This window comes from Akkermansiaceae bacterium (assembly GCA_017798145.1).
Taxonomy (GTDB): Bacteria; Verrucomicrobiota; Verrucomicrobiia; order Verrucomicrobiales; family Akkermansiaceae; genus Luteolibacter.
In genome coordinates, this window is sequence record CP059069.1 from 1,191,720 (window position 1) to 1,207,705 (window position 15,986).

At 61.3% G+C, this 15,986-nt stretch carries 11 protein-coding genes; 6 read left to right on the forward strand and 5 right to left on the reverse strand.

The window, feature by feature from the left end; genetic code table 11:
- Positions 1–49: 49 nt before the first annotated feature.
- The 3 genes from HZ994_05105 to rplM form a co-directional block, all read right to left on the reverse strand.
- Positions 50–1,441 carry a hypothetical protein gene (locus tag HZ994_05105; GenBank protein QTN31728.1) on the reverse strand — a complete coding sequence of 464 codons (1,392 nt, stop codon included), beginning with the start codon at positions 1,439–1,441 and terminating at the stop codon, positions 50–52.
- A gap of 129 nt (positions 1,442–1,570) precedes the next feature.
- Complete coding sequence (gene rpsI / locus HZ994_05110; GenBank protein ID QTN31729.1) at positions 1,571–1,966, reverse strand: 30S ribosomal protein S9; 396 nt, start codon at positions 1,964–1,966, stop codon at positions 1,571–1,573.
- A 17-nt stretch (positions 1,967–1,983) separates the two neighbouring features.
- Positions 1,984–2,415, reverse strand: coding sequence for a 50S ribosomal protein L13 (gene rplM / locus HZ994_05115; protein ID QTN31730.1), 432 nt, complete (start codon positions 2,413–2,415; stop codon positions 1,984–1,986).
- Between the two features lie 328 nt (positions 2,416–2,743).
- On the opposite strand from rplM, the gene HZ994_05120 reads away from it, so the two are divergent.
- The 6 genes from HZ994_05120 to uvrA all read left to right on the forward strand — a co-directional run bounded on the left by HZ994_05120 (position 2,744) and on the right by uvrA (position 12,296).
- A complete protein-coding gene (locus tag HZ994_05120; GenBank protein ID QTN31731.1) occupies positions 2,744–4,183 on the forward strand; it encodes an NADH-quinone oxidoreductase subunit M in 1,440 nt (479 codons plus the stop codon).
- Between the two features lie 75 nt (positions 4,184–4,258).
- Positions 4,259–5,731, forward strand: coding sequence for an NADH-quinone oxidoreductase subunit N (locus tag HZ994_05125; protein QTN31732.1), 1,473 nt, complete (start codon positions 4,259–4,261; stop codon positions 5,729–5,731).
- Between the two features lie 101 nt (positions 5,732–5,832).
- Entirely contained in the window at positions 5,833–7,230 is a 1,398-nt protein-coding gene (locus tag HZ994_05130; protein ID QTN31733.1) for an MBL fold metallo-hydrolase, read from the forward strand.
- 80 nt (positions 7,231–7,310) lie between these two features.
- A complete protein-coding gene (locus tag HZ994_05135; GenBank protein ID QTN31734.1) occupies positions 7,311–8,252 on the forward strand; it encodes a homoserine kinase in 942 nt (313 codons plus the stop codon).
- A gap of 18 nt (positions 8,253–8,270) precedes the next feature.
- A complete protein-coding gene (gene thrC, locus HZ994_05140; protein QTN31735.1) occupies positions 8,271–9,575 on the forward strand; it encodes a threonine synthase in 1,305 nt (434 codons plus the stop codon).
- 255 nt (positions 9,576–9,830) lie between these two features.
- Positions 9,831–12,296: an ABC-ATPase UvrA gene (gene uvrA / locus HZ994_05145; protein ID QTN31736.1), complete on the forward strand. Its 2,466-nt coding sequence runs from the start codon at positions 9,831–9,833 to the stop codon at positions 12,294–12,296.
- On the opposite strand, the gene HZ994_05150 is transcribed toward uvrA, so the two are convergent.
- Complete coding sequence (locus tag HZ994_05150; protein ID QTN34323.1) at positions 12,220–14,259, reverse strand: ATP-dependent helicase; 2,040 nt, start codon at positions 14,257–14,259, stop codon at positions 12,220–12,222. The two genes, uvrA and HZ994_05150, sit on opposite strands and share 77 nt — an antisense overlap.
- Positions 14,260–14,304: 45 nt before the next feature.
- Positions 14,305–15,984 (reverse strand): alanine:cation symporter family protein, encoded by a 1,680-nt coding sequence (locus tag HZ994_05155; protein ID QTN34324.1) that lies wholly within the window; start codon positions 15,982–15,984, stop codon positions 14,305–14,307.
- Positions 15,985–15,986: the final 2 nt, after the last annotated feature.

A 15,986-nucleotide genomic window follows, 5' to 3' on the forward strand; every position in this document is an offset into this window, starting at 1 on the left:
CTGGCACTCAGCCCGGCGCGTCGGTTGCTGATCCCGCGGATTTCAATGCTCAGTCCCCGCCGCGGCCCCGCCCGGCACGGTCGCCGCCACCCCACATGGGTTGGCCGCTGAGGAGGCGTTCCTTCATCTCGTCGGGGATGGCCGTGTTTCCGTTTATGTATTGGGTGGCGGCGGCCTTGTCCTCCTGCATCCAGCGGGCTGCGACGATACCTGTCGCCCGGTTCCTGTCGCCCTCGTCGGTGATCATGCCGGCGACTTCCGCGAGCTCTGACGGCGGCGAGTTCCGGTTGCTCCAGACGTAGGTTTCCGCCGCACGATCCTTCACTTCGGGCGAGGTCTGCCCCTTGATGAAATCCATGGCGGCGGCGCTGTCGGCGGCGGCCCAGATCGGCATGACCTGACGCATGGAATCACGTTTCGCATCGTCGTTGTCGAGGCTGTTGAGCCAGTCCATCGATCCGCGAACATCGGAGCGGGCGTAGTTCATCGCCACGGTCGGCACCGCATCCCGGATCGCATCCGCATCGGTCATTTTTCCGATCTCCGCCGCAGCCAGTTCAGGGCTGCCCTGGGCAAGCCCGGCTATCGCCGCGGACATGGCGGCGGCTCGCTGTTCCTCGGGAAGGCCGTTCGCCCAGGCACGGGCTTCTGAGAAATCCTTTGCGCCCCACTGCTTGGCGATGTTCTCGTAGGCGGCGGTCTGCTCATCCGCAGGCATGCCGCCGACCATTTGCGCCGCCTTGGTGGGATCCGTCTTGGCAACCTGGGAGATCACGGCGGTCATGGCCTGGCCGCTGTTGTTCTTCAGGCCGGATGCCCATGCCATCGCTGCGGAGGGATCCTGCTTCGCCCACTCGCCGGCGATGATTTCCCCTGGTCCCTGGGCTCCCATGCCGCCACGCCCGCCGCGCCCGCCCATCATGTTCATCATGGCGAACTGGGATGGATTGTCGGTATAGTATTTCGCGGCGTTGACCGGATCGGTGCTCGCCCAGCCCTGGAGAACGGTCGGCTTCACGAAGGCACCGGCAAAACCCATGGTGTCGGTGAAGGCCATCGCGGCGGTCGGATCGACCTCCGCCCATTTTCCGAAAAGCAGCACGGAAGCGAGGATGCGCTCGTTGAAAGGCAATGCATCGAGCTTCTCCGCCTCCCCTGCGAACTCATCGGGGCCGAGGCTCGCATAGCGGTCGAGCAAGGCCTGGATGCGGTTGCTCTGTCCCGGCTTGTTGTAGATTTCATCGAGCGTCCTCGCCTTCTTGTCCCTTCCTGGCTGCTCCCCCGCCCTGTCCATCCCCGGGCGCGCGCCGGGGCCCGTTCGGGCGTTCAGTGCCTCAAGGCCATCGGCGGTGGCGGGGTCACCGCCGGATTTGCCTACGCCAAATCCCACACCCAGCCCGATGGCCAGTGCCAAACCCGGAATCAATACGTTCGTTTTCATGATGATAAAAAATGGAATCAGCCGTGCAACACCGGCGGCAGGGCAAAGTTGCGCGGGATCCGGGAAACCGCCGCAAAAAAAAGCCGCTCCGGACAGGAGCGGCTTTTTGGAAAAGGTTCGGAAAGCGGATCAACGCTTGGAGAACTGGAAGCGGGCGCGGGCGCCTGGCTGGCCGGATTTCTTGCGCTCCTTCATGCGAGGATCCCGGGTGAGGAAACCTTCCGGCTTGATGAGCTTGCGGTGCTCGGGATCGACCAAGGTCAGCGAGCGGGAGATTGCATGTCGGATGGCGGTGGCCTGGGCATGCTTGCCGCCGCCCTTGACGACCACGTTTGCGTCGAACTTGTTGACCAGGTTGACGGCCTGGAAGGGCGCGATGACGGTGTTCTGGAGGTCGATGGTCGGCAGGTATTCCTCGAAAGAGATCCCGTTGATGGTGATCTCCCCGGTTCCCTCGGAGAGGCGCACGTGTGCGACTGCGGTCTTGCGGCGCCCGGTTGCGCTCTTGGTTTCGGTGGCTGGCATGGTGTTGGAAAGTTAGGTTAGCGGATCTCGTGGACGGCCGGTTGCTGGGCCTCGTGAGGATGGCTCTCGCCGGCATAGACCTTGAGTTTGCCGAACTGGGCGCGGCCAAGGCGGGTCTTGGGGATCATGCCCCAGACAGCACGTTCAACCAGGAGCACCGGGCGGCGCTCACGCAGCTTGTGCGGGGTCTCCACCTTCTTGCCGCCGACGTAGCCGGTGAAGCGGGTGTAGATCTTCTCGGTTTCCTTGTTGCCGGTCAGTACGCATTGATCCGCGTTGATCACCACGACGAAGTCGCCGGTGTCAACGTGGGTGGTGAAAATCGGCTTGTGCTTGCCACGGAGCAAACGCGCGGCTTCGACGGCTACCTGGCCGAGGACTTTGCCTTTGGCGTCGATCACATACCATTTGCGGTCAACTTCGTGCGGCTTTGCGGAAAATGTCTTCATTTCTTTGGATGGGAAGTCCTGCGGGACGTGCGCGAAATTGCTCGTTTCCCGAAGGGGCGCGAAAGCTAGGGCAGCCGCGGCGGGCATGTCAACCGGGAAATATCGTGAAACTTGAGCATTTTTTCCTTGGCTGCGGCCATGAATCGACAGGATTCCATCCGAGCCCACGCGGATGGCGGGGTGGCAGGGGTTGCCACCGATGGCCCTGTCTTCCGGCATCCATCCAAATTTCCCCTCCCCGCCCCATTTTGCCCTTTTCCCCCCGCCGCAAGTCGGCTGTATTCGCCCTGCGGAAGCGGAACCTTCCGCCCCAACGTCATTTTTCCCAATGCTCGCCCTCCTCGTCGCACTTCCCATCCTCGCATTCCTCGCGATCCTTTTCGGCGCTCCGGCCCGCCTCACCGCGATTGCCGCCGCCGCGATCAACCTGGTGCTAGGCCTCGGCTCGATGTTCTGCTGGCGGGAAAAAATCTGGGAGTTCTCGCTGCCCGTGCTTGAAAAGCCAGCCATCCACCTAGCCTTCGGATACATCGATGGGATGAGCCTGGTGATGGTGGCGCTCTCGGTCATCGTGACCCTCGCCGCCGTGATGTCGGGCAAGGCCCCCGCGGGATCGGAAAAGCTTTACTACGGTTCCTCACTGCTGATTTCCGCAGGGGCGCTCGGTGCCTTCGCTTCCACCGACCTGTTTTTCTTCTACGCCTTCCACGAACTCGCCCTGATTCCCACTTTCCTGATGATAGGCATACTCGGCCGTGGCGACCGCCGCGGCATCGCCTGGAAAATCACCATCTACCTCGGCCTCGGCTCGCTGGTGCTTCTCGCAGGGCTGGTCTGGCTGGCATCGCTCACCGGCACCTTCGACCTCCGGGAAATGCAGAACGCCGCCGGAACCATAGGCCCCGCTGCCCAGAAAGGCATCGCCGCGTTGCTCATCGTCGGCTTCGGCACGCTCGTCTCCCTTTTCCCCTTCCACTCCTGGGCCGCACCCGCCTACGCCAGCGCGCCTGCGCCCACTGCCATGCTACACGCCGGGGTTTTGAAGAAATTCGGACTCTACGGGATGCTCCGCATCGCCATCCCGCTCGTCCCGGAAGGCCTCCAGGCATGGCTGACCCCCTTGCTCGTTCTTCTTCTCGGAAACATCCTCTGGGTCGGGCTCGTCACCATTTCCCAGAAGCGCCTTGATACCCTGCTCGGCAATTCCTCGGTGATGCACATGGGCTACATCTTCCTTGCCATCGCCGCACTCATAGCGGCGCCAGACTCCAACACCCTCGCCCTTCCCGCCGCTGTCGTCCTGATGTTTGCCCACGGCGTTTCCATCGCACTTCTCTTCGGCCTCGCGGATCGCATCGAGCGCAGCACCGGTTCCCTCGACCTCGCGGACATGGGCGGGCTCGCAAAATCCGCCCCCGGCATGGCTTTCCTCTTCGGCATCGCCGCGATGGCCTCGATCGGCCTCCCCGGACTAGCGAACTTCTCCGGCGAAGTCCTCGTCTTCCTCTCCGCCTTCGAGAACTACGTCCCGGCCAATGGCCTCGGCCCCGTGCAGATCGCCTGCATCCTCGCCATCTGGGGCGTGGTGATCTCCGCCGTTTACATGCTCCGCGCCTACCGCAACATCTTCCAAGGGCCAACCGTGAAATCCACCGAGAACGCCGCCGACCTCACCCTCGCCGACCATATCCCGGCAGTCCTTCTCATCACCGCCCTACTCGCCGTCGGCTGCTACCCGAACCTTTTGCTCAATTTGCTGAAGCATTGAGTTAGATGTTATTCGTTATCAGTACATAGGAAGAACACTTCTAACCGATAACAAATCACCAACCACTTTCCAACCATGCCCGCCTACTACCTCGAAGCCCTCACCGTCACCCTCGGTTTCGCCATCCTGATTTTCGAGGCATTCGTGCCATCGAAAAACAAATCATGGCTTGGCATATCGGGCGCCATCGGCCTGGTCCTGATCCTCATCACCACCTGCCTCGCCATCGGCCCGAATGAAAAACCCGATTCCGCTTGGGCCGGCTGGCCGATCTGGAACTTCTACCAGTTCGATTCCCTGGCCCGCTTCTACAAGATCTTCGCCCTGCTCGCCACCGCGCTGGTGCTGCTGATGGCGGTCGATTACCGGAAGATCCTTTCCCGTTTCACCGAAACGCCGGACTCCGAGGAAGGCACCGGGGAATTCTACTCCCTCCCCATCTTCGCCTGCGCGGGCATGATGTGGATGGCCTCCGCGAAAGACCTTGCGGGCGCATTCGTCGCGCTGGAGCTGGTCACGATCACCTTCTACATACTCGTCGCCTACATGCGCCGCAACGTAGGCTCGCTGGAGGCGGGCGTGAAATACCTCATCCTCGGTGCGCTCAGCACCGGTTTCCTCGTCTATGGCATCGCCTGGGTCTATGGCTCCACCGGCACGATGCGACTCGATCTCATCCCATCCTCATTCCCAAATCTCCAATCCCCAATCCCGCTCCTATTTGGCATCGCACTCGTGCTCGTCGCGCTCGGATTCAAGGTCGGTGCCGTGCCGATGCAAATGTGGATCCCTGACGTCTACCAAGGCGCACCAACCCCCACCACCGCCTTCCTCTCGGTGGCTTCCAAGGCCGCAGGCTTCGTCCTGCTGATCCGTTTCCTAACACCCTTCCTCGGCGAAAGCTCCCCTGTCCGCAACCAGGTGCTGACCATCCTCCTCATCATCGCCGGAGCCACCCTGCTCTACGGCAACCTCGCCGCGATCCCGCAAACGAATTTCAAGCGGCTGCTCGCCTACTCCTCCATCGCCCACGCGGGTTTCCTGCTCCTTGCCCTCGCCGCATGGCGTCCCGTCTCCGGCTGGAGCGTCACCTCCACCGAGGCGGTCTCGTTCTATCTCGCCACCTACCTGCTGATGACGCTCGGCGTGTTTTTCATCCTCGCCCAGATCCGCATCCACCGTGATGGAGAGGCGGTCACCGACTTCAACGGCCTTGGCAAGACCAATCCCCTGCTCGCCCTCGCCCTCACCATCCTGCTCGCCGCCCTTGCCGGAGTCCCCCTGACCGCAGGATTCATCGGGAAATTCTTCGTCTTCTCCCTAGCCGCCGAGTCCGGCCTCTGGATAGGCATCGGCATCGCGGTCATCGCAGCTGCCGCCGGCTTCTACTACTATTTCAAGACCATCCGCGCCATGTGGTGGATAGACGCCGGCGATAACACCACCATCGCACTGCCGCAGATCTCGAAAATCGCCATCGGAGCACTCACCGTCCTGACATTGGTGTTCGGCGTGTATCCGGCACCCATCCTCGCGCTGCTCCGCTAGGGTTCCGAGGGGTGATCCAAAACAGGCAGCTGTGGGAACCACACCCGCCCTAACATGATTTTCGTTGCGCCGCACGGCGGCTTGGAGAGGATCGTATCCATATGAAACTCAAATTTTGCGGCGCAGCCGGAACCACCACCGGCTCCCAGCACCTGCTGGAAGTGAATGGCAAGCGCATCCTCCTGGATTGCGGGCTCTATCAGGGCAGCCGCAAGGATGCCTACGAGATCAACTGCTGCTTTCCGCACTTCGATCCCGCATCGGTGGATGTCGTGGTGCTTTCCCATGCCCACATCGACCACAGCGGCAACCTGCCCAACCTTTCCAAGAAAGGCTTCAACGGCACAATCTTCTCGACCCACGCCACCCGCGATCTCTGCCAGATCATGCTGAGGGATTCCGCGCGGATCCAGGAACATGACATCGAGTGGCTCAACAAACACCGCAAGCGCAGCGGGCTTGCTGCGGTGGAGGCGCTCTACACGGAGCAGGATGCGGAAAAGTGCCTCCGCCAGTTCGTGACCCTCGGCTATGACAGGCCTCTGACAATCTGCGATGGCGTGGAGCTCACCTTCGTTGACGCGGGACATATCCTCGGGTCCGCGCAGGTCGTGCTGGATGTGAAGGACCAGTCCGACGGGGTCGAGAAACGCTTCCTGTTTTCCGGCGATGTCGGCCGGGGCGGCAACGAAGTGTTGCGCGATCCGGTGGCCGTGAAGGACGTGGATTTCGTGCTCATGGAAAGCACCTACGGCGGGCGTGAGCATGAGGCGCCTCCCGGTTTCGACGACCATTTTGCCAAGGTCATCAAGCAGGCGGCGAAGCGCGGCGGGAAAATCCTCATCCCCGCCTTCGCGGTCGAGAGGACGCAGAAGCTTCTCTACGTGCTCAACGAGATGTTCGTTTCCAAGGATCTTCCGCCCATCCCCGTTTACGTGGACAGCCCGCTGGCGGTGAGCGCCACCGAGATCTACCGGCTGCATCCCGATTCCTTCAACGAGGAAGTGTATGCCGCCCTTTTCGAGAAACAGAACCCCTTCGGCTTCGAAGACCTCACCCTGATCCGATCGGTGAAAGGCTCCAAATCGCTGAACGATCTCAAAGGCGTTGCGATCATCATTTCCGCCTCCGGCATGTGCGAGGCGGGGCGCATCCTCCATCACCTGCGCAACAACATCGAGGATCCGAAAACCACCGTGCTCTTTGTCGGCTACTGCGCAGAGCGCACACTGGGGCGGCGCATCCGCGATGGAGAGAAAACCGTTAGAATCCTCGGCGACGAGTTCCGCGTGAACGCGAACATCGAGATCGTGGATTCCTTTTCCGGCCATGCGGATCACTCCGAGCTGGTGGACTACCACAATCGCATCACGGGGCCGAAAACCCACACCTGGCTCGTCCACGGGGAACCGGAATCCGCGGAACACCTGGAGGCCGCCCTCAAGGAACAGGGTGCCACGGTGGATATCGCAGAGCTGGGCAAGGAAGTGGTTTTCTGAAGCCGGCTGCGGCCAAAGTGGGGCTTGATATCCGAGCTGGAACCGAAGCAGACTCCCGCCCCTCATCGGGAAATCCTGCCATGTCCGCCAACCAAGAGATCCGAGTTTTCGCCCCGGCAACCGTTGCCAACGTCGCCTGTGGCTACGATGTGCTCGGCTTCGCCATCGACTCGCCCGGCGATGAAATCGTCGTCCGCCATTCCCAGAAACCGGGTTTCCAGATCACCAAGATCACCGGTGATGGGGGCAAGCTGCCCAAAGATCCCGAGAAAAACACCGCCGGCGTCGCGGCGCTCGATCTGCTCAAGCACCTCGGGATGCTCGACCGCGGGATCGAGATGGAGATCCACAAGAAGATGCCCTTCGGTTCCGGCCTCGGTTCATCCTCCGCATCTGCCGTCGCAGGTGCGTATGCGGTCAACAAGCTCATCGGCGAGCCACTTTCAAAACGCCAGCTCCTACCCTTCGCGATGGCCGGGGAGGCCTCGGCGGACGGGGCGTGGCACGCGGACAACGTCGGCCCCTGCCTGCTGGGTGGCATCGTTTTCATCCGCTCCAACGAGGAACTCGACATCGCCCAGATCCCCGCCCCGAAAAATCTCTGGGCCGCTGTCGTCCACCCGGACATCGAGATCCTGACCAAGGTCGCCCGCGAAATCCTGCCCAAGGACATCCCGCTGGTGAACGCCACCCAACAGATCGGCAACCTCGGCGGCCTTCTCTGCGGCCTGATCCAGTCGGACTACGGCCTCATTTCCCGCTCCATCCATGATGTGATCGCCGAGCCGCGCCGCCAGAAGCTTATCCCGGATTTCTACAAGGCGAAACGCGCCGCCCTCTCCGCCGGGGCACTCGGATTCTCCATCTCCGGTGCCGGACCCTCGGTCTTCGCACTGTGTGAGGGCGAGGAAAGCGCCCGCAAGGTCGGGGCGGCGGTGGAGAAGGTTTTCCAGGCGATCCCCATCAACTGCCAAGTGCATGTGTCAGGGATCAACCCGCGCGGCGTACATGTGGTTGAGTGATCCGAGAGTGAGTGTTTCGTGAAATATCATTCCACCAACAACCCCGGCCATCGGGTCGGCTTGAAAGAGGCGATCCTCCGCTCGCTGCCGCCGGACAATGGCCTCTACATGCCCGATGCTATGCCCGTCCTCGGAGAGGGCTTCTGGTCGTCCTACCGGGAGCTTTCCTTCCGTGAGATCGGTTTCGCCGTGGCGGAATCGTTTTTCGGCGAGGATGTCCCGGCGGATGACCTGAAGAAGATCGTGGACGGCACCCTGGAGTTCGATGCGCCGGTGGTGACGCTGGATCCCGGCGACCACATCCTCGAGCTGTTCCACGGGCCGACTCTGGCTTTCAAGGATTTCGGTGCGCGTTTCATGGCGCGGCTCATGGCTCACCTGACCGAGGATGATGACAGGATGCTGACCGTGCTGGTCGCGACCTCCGGCGATACCGGCGGTGCGGTGGCATCGGCCTTCCATAATGTGCCGGGCACGCGGGTGGTGATCCTCTATCCGAAGGGCAAGGTATCAGGACTTCAGGAAAAGCAGCTCACCTCGCTGGGCGGGAACATCACCGCGCTGGAAATCGAGGGAACCTTCGACGACTGCCAGGCGCTGGTGAAGAAAGCGTTCCTCGACCGGGAGCTTTCCGAGCGGATGAACCTCACCTCTGCGAACTCGATCAACCTGTCGCGGCTCGTTCCGCAAAGCTTCTATTACATCCATGCCGCCCGCCAGTTGGAGGAGGGGGCAAAGCCGGTGTTCGTGGTGCCTTCCGGCAATTTCGGCAACCTAACGGCCGGCCTTCTCGCCCGCCAGCTCGGTTTGCCCGTCGAGGGATTCGTGGCAGCCACGAACCGCAATGACGTCGTGCCGCGCTACCTCGAGAGCGGAAGCTACGAACCGCGTCCCAGCATCTCGACAATCTCCAACGCGATGGATGTGGGGGCACCATCGAACTTCGTCCGCATGACGGCCATTTTCGGAAACTCATGGCAGGAACTCAAGGGCTGCATGGGCGGGATGAGCTTCTCCGATGAGGAAACCCGTGCGGCCATCCGTGAGGTGAAATCCCTCTACGGCTACAACATTGATCCCCACGGAGCGGTCGGCTGGCTTGCTGCGGGCAAATACCGCGAGGCGAATCCCGGTGCCGAAACGATCACCTTGGAGACCGCGCATCCCGCGAAGTTTCCCGATGTGATGGATGAGGAGCTGGGAGCCGGAACCGTCGATATCCCGGAACGTCTGGCGGTTCTTGCCGATCGGCCTAAGGTGGCAACGGAGCTCCCGAAGCACTGGGAGACTTTCAGGGACTGGTTGGCGGCGAACATTCACTAGCGCTCGGTGCGTGCCTTGTAGGGGCCTTCTGCGGAGGATTTCTCAATGTCGCAGGGGGCTATGGGAGGTCTTTCGATGGTTGGGGCGGATTTTTCCGACAGGTCGGATTCCGACGTGAACCCCATTCCCCGGATGATCTCGTTAGCCCGGCAGCCGAGAACAAACCCCCGCATCGCAACCCTTGGACATTGAAAGAATCCCGATAAGCCTCATGCTTGTCGCAGCTCTTCGGGGGGTGGGGATTTTTTGGAACTTATGAACGAAGTACGAATCAGCGGTGCACGCCAGCATCACCTGAAAAACCTGACGGTCGCCATCCCGAAAGGGAAACTGACCGTCATAACCGGCCCCTCCGGCTCCGGAAAATCCTCGCTTGCCTTCGACACCCTCTATGCGGAGGGACAGCGCCGCTACGTCGAGTCCCTCTCGGTCTATGCCCGCCAGTTCCTATCCCAGCTGGAGAAGCCCGATGTCGATTCCATCGAAGGCCTCAACCCCGCCATCGCCATCGAACAGCGCGTCGGCGGCCTCTCCCCCCGCTCCACCGTCGCCTCCGCCACGGAAATCTACGATTACCTCCGCATCCTCTGGGCCGCAATCGGCATCCCCCACGACCCAGAAACCGGCCAAGCCATGACCCGCATGGGTCCCTCCGAAATCATCTCCGAGCTCTCCGCCCAGCCACAAGGCACAAAGCTCATCATCCTTGCCGCCGTCCCCAAAGCGGAAGCCGCCGAACCCGAACGACTGCTCGGCGACCTCCAGCGCCAGGGCTTCATCCGCATTCGCATCGATGGGCAGATCAGGGAAATCAACGAGGTCACCATTGCGGATCATGCCAGCCCGGAAATCGAGATCGTGATTGACCGCCTGGTAATCCGCGAAGGAATCGGGTCACGCCTCGCCGATTCCATCGAGCTCGCCCTCCGCCTCTGCGGTGCGGAAGCGAAAGTCCTCTTGCAGAAACCCGGCGAGGCCGAATACCGCGAACTCACATTCCAAACCTCCTACCGCAACCCCCGCAGCGGGGAGATCTTCGGTGATCTCACCCCCCGCCATTTCTCCTTCAACACCCTCGAGGGTGCATGCCCCGCCTGCGAAGGCCTAGGCTGCAAATCCTGTGGAAACCTCCGCCTTAAAAACGAAATCCAGTCCGTGAAAGTTCGTGGCGGCGGATTGCATCCGCCAAGCCTTTCGCTGGGCATCATGCAGTTCTGCCAACTGGGAGTTTCCGAAGCCAAGCAATGGATCTCCGCCCTGAAATCCTCCCCCGCCCCGCTCGGAGACCTCGCAGCCGAAGTCGAAAAGCGCCTCACCTTCCTGGAAGAAGTCGGCCTCGATTACCTCACGCTAGACCGATGCTCCGGCACACTCTCGGGCGGCGAAGTCCAGCGCATCAAGCTCGCCACCCAACTCGGGGCCGGCCTCTCCGGCGTGATCTACGTCCTCGATGAGCCCTCCATCGGCCTCCATTCCTCGGACACCGCACGCCTCATCTCCGCCATCACCCGCCTCCGCGACATCGGAAATACGGTGGTCGTAGTGGAACACGACGAGGACATCATCCGCGCCGCAGATCACCTCATCGACATGGGGCCCGGCGCAGGCGCGCAGGGAGGGGAAATTCTCGCCGAGGGCTCACCCCTTGATATCGAAAGCCCGACAGGAAAATGGCTGCGCGGGGAGATTCCGCGATTCTTGCCAGAGAGCGGCCCGCGGAACCCGGAGGCCAGATTCATCACGATCCACGGTGCCCGGGAACATAATCTGAAGGATCTGACGGTGAAAATCCCCCTCCACCAGGTCACCGTGGTTTCAGGCCCCTCGGGATCGGGAAAGTCCACCCTCATCAACGGCATCCTCGCAAAGTCACTTGCCAGGCATTTCAACAATGCGAAGGAAGAACCCGGTGCCCACGACTCGATCACCGGCCTCGGGCACATCGAAAAATTCGTCCTCTGCGACCAATCCTCCATCGGTCGTTCGCCGCGTTCGAATCCCGCCACATTCATCGGCGCCTTCGACATCATCCGGGATCTTTTCGCAAAACTCCCGCTCTCCAAACAACGCGGCTACGGCAAAGGCCGCTTCTCCTTCAACGCAAAAGGCGGCCGCTGCGAACGCTGCCAGGGCAACGGCAAATTGAAGATCGAGATGCACTTCCTTCCAGACGCATGGACGGGGTGCCCGGCCTGCCTCGGCAAGCGCTTCAACCGGGAGACACTCGAGATCACATACAAGGGGAAATCTATCGCCGAGGTCCTGGAAATGCCTGTGTCCGAGGCAAAGGCGCACTTCCGCCCCATACCGAAACTTTACCGCCTGCTACATACCATGGACGGCTTGGGGCTAGGCTACCTAGGCCTCGGCCAAGCCGGAAGCACGCTCTCTGGCGGCGAATGCCAACGCCTCAAGCTAGCCCTTGAAATTTCCCGGCCAAGCTCGCCACACACCCTCTATCTCTTCGACGAGCCGACCACCGGCCTGCACTTCGGAGATGTTGAAAAGCTGTTGGAAGCCATCTTCCGGCTCCGTGATTCCGGCCACTCCGTCATCATCATCGAACATCATCCCGATGTCATCGCCGTCGCGGATCACCTGATCCGCCTCGGCCCCGGCGGCGGAAAGAAAGGGGGCGCCTTGCTCAGAACGGATTGTCATCACCCACCCACTCGCTCCCCACGTTCCACTCCTCCACCATCTCCTTCGGGAAATCGTTGAGGAAGCGCGAGGGGCGGCAGAGGATGTCGCCCGTGTAGCTTTTCGGATTGAGCATCGGGTAGCTGAGGTAGAGCTCGTCCTTCGCCCGGGTAAGTGCGACGTAGAACAACCGCCTTTCCTCCTCAAGGGCAGCCTCATCGTCCGCTTCCAATATGCGCCCGTTGGGAAATTGCCCGTCCACCAGCCAGATGAGGAAAACCGCTTTCCACTCCAAGCCCTTCGCCTGGTGGATGGATGAGAGCGTGACCTTGTCGTCATCGGCTTCCGCCCTGTCACCGGTCGGTTCCACATCGGTGGTGGCCATCAGGGAAAGCTGTGCCAGAAACTCCAGCACATCCCCGAAGGCCGTACCGTACTGGATGAGCTGCTCGATGTCCGCACGGCGCAGCTCGTAATTATCGAAGCTTTCCTTCAGGTAGTCGTCGTAGACACCCTCCAGCACGCTGAAAATCATTTCCGAGGGCGTGACGAATTCCCCGCCGGGACTGAGCTCGTCGAGCGTGTAACAGAGCTGCTCCCAAGGTTTTGCCGCCTTCTTCGGCACCGGGTACGACAGGAAAACCTCAGACCATTTCCCCGGTGGCTCCGGGTTTCCCGAAGCGGGATCGCGCAACCATTTCTGCCATAGTTTCTCCGAACTTCCCGGTCCGCATCCGGGCAACAGTTCGACCATGCGCTTGAAGCTGACCTCATCCCTCCGGTTCGTGACGAAGCGCAGGAAGGCGGCGATATCCTTGACGTGCGCCTGTTCGAAAAACCTCAGGCCGCTTGTGATCGCGAAGGGGATGCCGCGCCGCGTCAGCTCCATCTGGATCTCCATGCTCTGGAAATGCGCCCGGTAAAGCACCGCCATTTCCGAGAGCTCGATCCCCTCCTCGCGCAGCTCCAGCATCCGCTGCGCCACAAACATCGCCTGCGAGGAAGGATCCTCCACCGCCACCAGCGCCGGCTTCGCGCCGATCTCCGCGCGCGACGAGCGCAGGTTTTTCTCGTAGCGCATCCGGTTGGCGGAAATCGCCGCGTTGGAGAGATCGAGGATCTCCGGCACGCTGCGGTAGTTCGTCTCGATCGTGTGCACCACGGAATCCGGGTAGCGTTTCTTGAAATTGAGGATGTGATCCACCTCCGCACCGCGCCATGAGTAGATCGACTGCGAATCGTCCCCGACCGCCATGAGGCTGTTTGAATCGCCCGCCAGGAGGTCGATCAGCTGGCTCTGCACCGAGTTCGTGTCCTGATACTCATCGACAAGGATGTTGCGGAAACGTTTCCGATAGATTTCCAAGACATCCGGATGCCCGCGGAAAAGCTCCACCGCCATGACCAGCATGTCATCGAAATCCAGCGAGTTGGTGTCCCGCTTTTTCTTCGCGTATCCCTCCCGCACCTTCTCGAGCTCATCCTCCCTGTCGGCGAAATACGGATACCTCGCATGAAGCACATCGCGCAGTTCCGCACCGGTGTTCGACATCAGGCTGAACATCGCAATGAGAACGTCCGCCTTCGGGAACCGGCGCTGCTTCGTATCGATGTCGCAGGAGGCCACCACCGCGTTCATAAGGGATTTCTGGTCGTCCCTGTCGAGGATGGAAAATGATTTCGTGAAACCGATCTCCTCCGCGTGGCGGCGCAGTATGCGGTTGCAGATCGAGTGGAACGTCCCCGCCCAGAGATCCGAGACATCTCCTGCCACCAGCGCCCGCACCCGCTCGACCATTTCCCGCGCGGCCTTGTTGGTGAAGGTCAGCAGCAGGATGTTGCGAGCATCCTCGCTGCGATCCAGCAGCCAGGAAACCCGGTAGGTCAGCGTGCGCGTTTTCCCAGAGCCCGCCCCGGCGATCACCAGCGCTTTTCCGGGCGGCGAGCTGACCGCACGGAATTGCTCCGCGTTGAGTTCCTTTTCGTAGTCGATCCCGGAGGCCGAAACCGGCTTCGATCGCTGCAGTTTGTATTCACGCGCCATTGTCAGCCGCAGCTTTCCATGCATTCAGGGAAACGTCCAACCGCATCATTCGGCGGAGACCTTGGCCTCCGCCTCATCCAGCGAGTCACCGGCATCCACATGCTTCGTGTAGGCTTGGAATTTCCTCAGCTCCCTTGCCACGACGGGCATCAGCACATACACGCCGATGAGGTTCGGAACGCTCATCGCGAAGAGCGAGGCATCCGAAAAATCGATCGCGCTGGACATGGAGGCGGCAGCTCCGGCGACGATGATGACGCAGAACAGCAGCTTGTATGAGAGGGCGACGAGCGGGTTTTTCCCGAACAGGAACTGCCATGCCTGGAGCCCGTAGTAGCTCCATGTGATGAGCGTCGAGAAAGCGAACAGCAGCACGCACATGAACAGGACATACTTGAAGCCCGAATGAACCGTCTCGAAGGAAGCCGAGGTCAGCCCGATCCCGAATGCGGTGCTGTTGTTCGCGGGGTTGCCGATCTCAAAAGCCTGGCCATTGATCAGGAAATTCCCCGAGTCGTTGTCGAAGTGCATGGTCGTGACCAGCACCAGGGAAGTCATCGTGCAGACCACCACGGTGTCTATGAACGGCTCGAGCAGCGCGACGATCCCTTCGCTGGCCGGCATCCGTGACTTCGCCGTGGAGTGGGCGATGGGCGCGGACCCTATCCCCGCCTCGTTGGAAAAGGTGGCCCGGCGCATGCCCCAGATGAATGCGGCGAGAATCCCTCCGCCCACCGCTGCGCGCGGGGTGAACGCCTCTGTGACGATTTCCCGCAGCGCAATGGGGATATGCCCCGCATTCACCACCAGCACAATGGCCGCGCTGATGACATAGACCACGCACATGAGAGGCACCAGCCGCGAGGTCACGCGGGCGATGCTGTTGATGCCTCCGATGATGACCAAGCCTGTCGCAACCGCGATGATCAGCCCGAAGAGCCACTGCTTGTCAGCGAAAAAGCTGGCTTGACCGCCGGTCACGTTCAGGAGCTGGGCGGTCGCCTGGTTGATCTGGAAAACATTGCCGCCGCCAAAGGATGCGAACACGCAGAAGATCGCGAAAAAAAACGCCAGCACCACACCGACCGGTTTCAGCCCCAGATCGGCAAAGCCCTTGCGCAGATACTGCATGCCCCCGCCCTGGATGCGGCCTTGCTTGTCAATCTCCCGGTATTTCATCCCGAGTGTGCATTCCGCGAATTTCGTGGCCATGCCGAGGAATCCGCTCAGGAAAAGCCAAAACGCCACACCCGGGCCGGCCATCGAGATGCCGATGGCGACACCCGCGATGTTCCCCAGCCCAACCGTCCCCGAGACCGCGGTGGCCAGCGCCTGGAAATGGGTGATTTCCCCGGGATCGGACTCATCGCTGTATTTCCCCTTCACCGTTCGGATCGCGAGCGGAAAGGCGCGGATGTTGATGAAGCGGAACGCGAGGGTGAAAACCACACCTGCCAGCGCGAGCCAGAGGACGATCCAAAGCACATCGTATCCCGCGACCCTTATGGTCGAAAAAATCCCGGAAACGAACCAGCCTGTGGATTTCGCAAAGACCGCATCGATTTTCTGGTCGATTCCCTGCGCCTGCACAGCCGGATCGGGAGCAGGCTTTCCCGCCACCGCGACGTCCTCAACCGGGACAATCGGCTCGTTGTCCTGCGCATGCAGGACATTCGGCCCATTGAGAGAACATAGAATGATGGCAAGCCACGGCAACAGGGACATCC

Coding starts and splice junctions, on each gene's coding strand:
- HZ994_05105 (QTN31728.1), bottom strand. CDS start 1,441: ATGAAAACGAACGTATTGATTCCGGGTTTGGCACTGGCCATCGGGCTG.
- HZ994_05130 (QTN31733.1), top strand. CDS start 5,833: ATGAAACTCAAATTTTGCGGCGCAGCCGGAACCACCACCGGCTCCCAG.
- HZ994_05155 (QTN34324.1), bottom strand. CDS start 15,984: ATGTCCCTGTTGCCGTGGCTTGCCATCATTCTATGTTCTCTCAATGGG.
- rplM (QTN31730.1), bottom strand. CDS start 2,415: ATGAAGACATTTTCCGCAAAGCCGCACGAAGTTGACCGCAAATGGTAT.
- HZ994_05125 (QTN31732.1), top strand. CDS start 4,259: ATGCCCGCCTACTACCTCGAAGCCCTCACCGTCACCCTCGGTTTCGCC.
- rpsI (QTN31729.1), bottom strand. CDS start 1,966: ATGCCAGCCACCGAAACCAAGAGCGCAACCGGGCGCCGCAAGACCGCA.
- HZ994_05150 (QTN34323.1), bottom strand. CDS start 14,259: ATGGCGCGTGAATACAAACTGCAGCGATCGAAGCCGGTTTCGGCCTCC.
- HZ994_05135 (QTN31734.1), top strand. CDS start 7,311: ATGTCCGCCAACCAAGAGATCCGAGTTTTCGCCCCGGCAACCGTTGCC.
- HZ994_05120 (QTN31731.1), top strand. CDS start 2,744: ATGCTCGCCCTCCTCGTCGCACTTCCCATCCTCGCATTCCTCGCGATC.
- uvrA (QTN31736.1), top strand. CDS start 9,831: ATGAACGAAGTACGAATCAGCGGTGCACGCCAGCATCACCTGAAAAAC.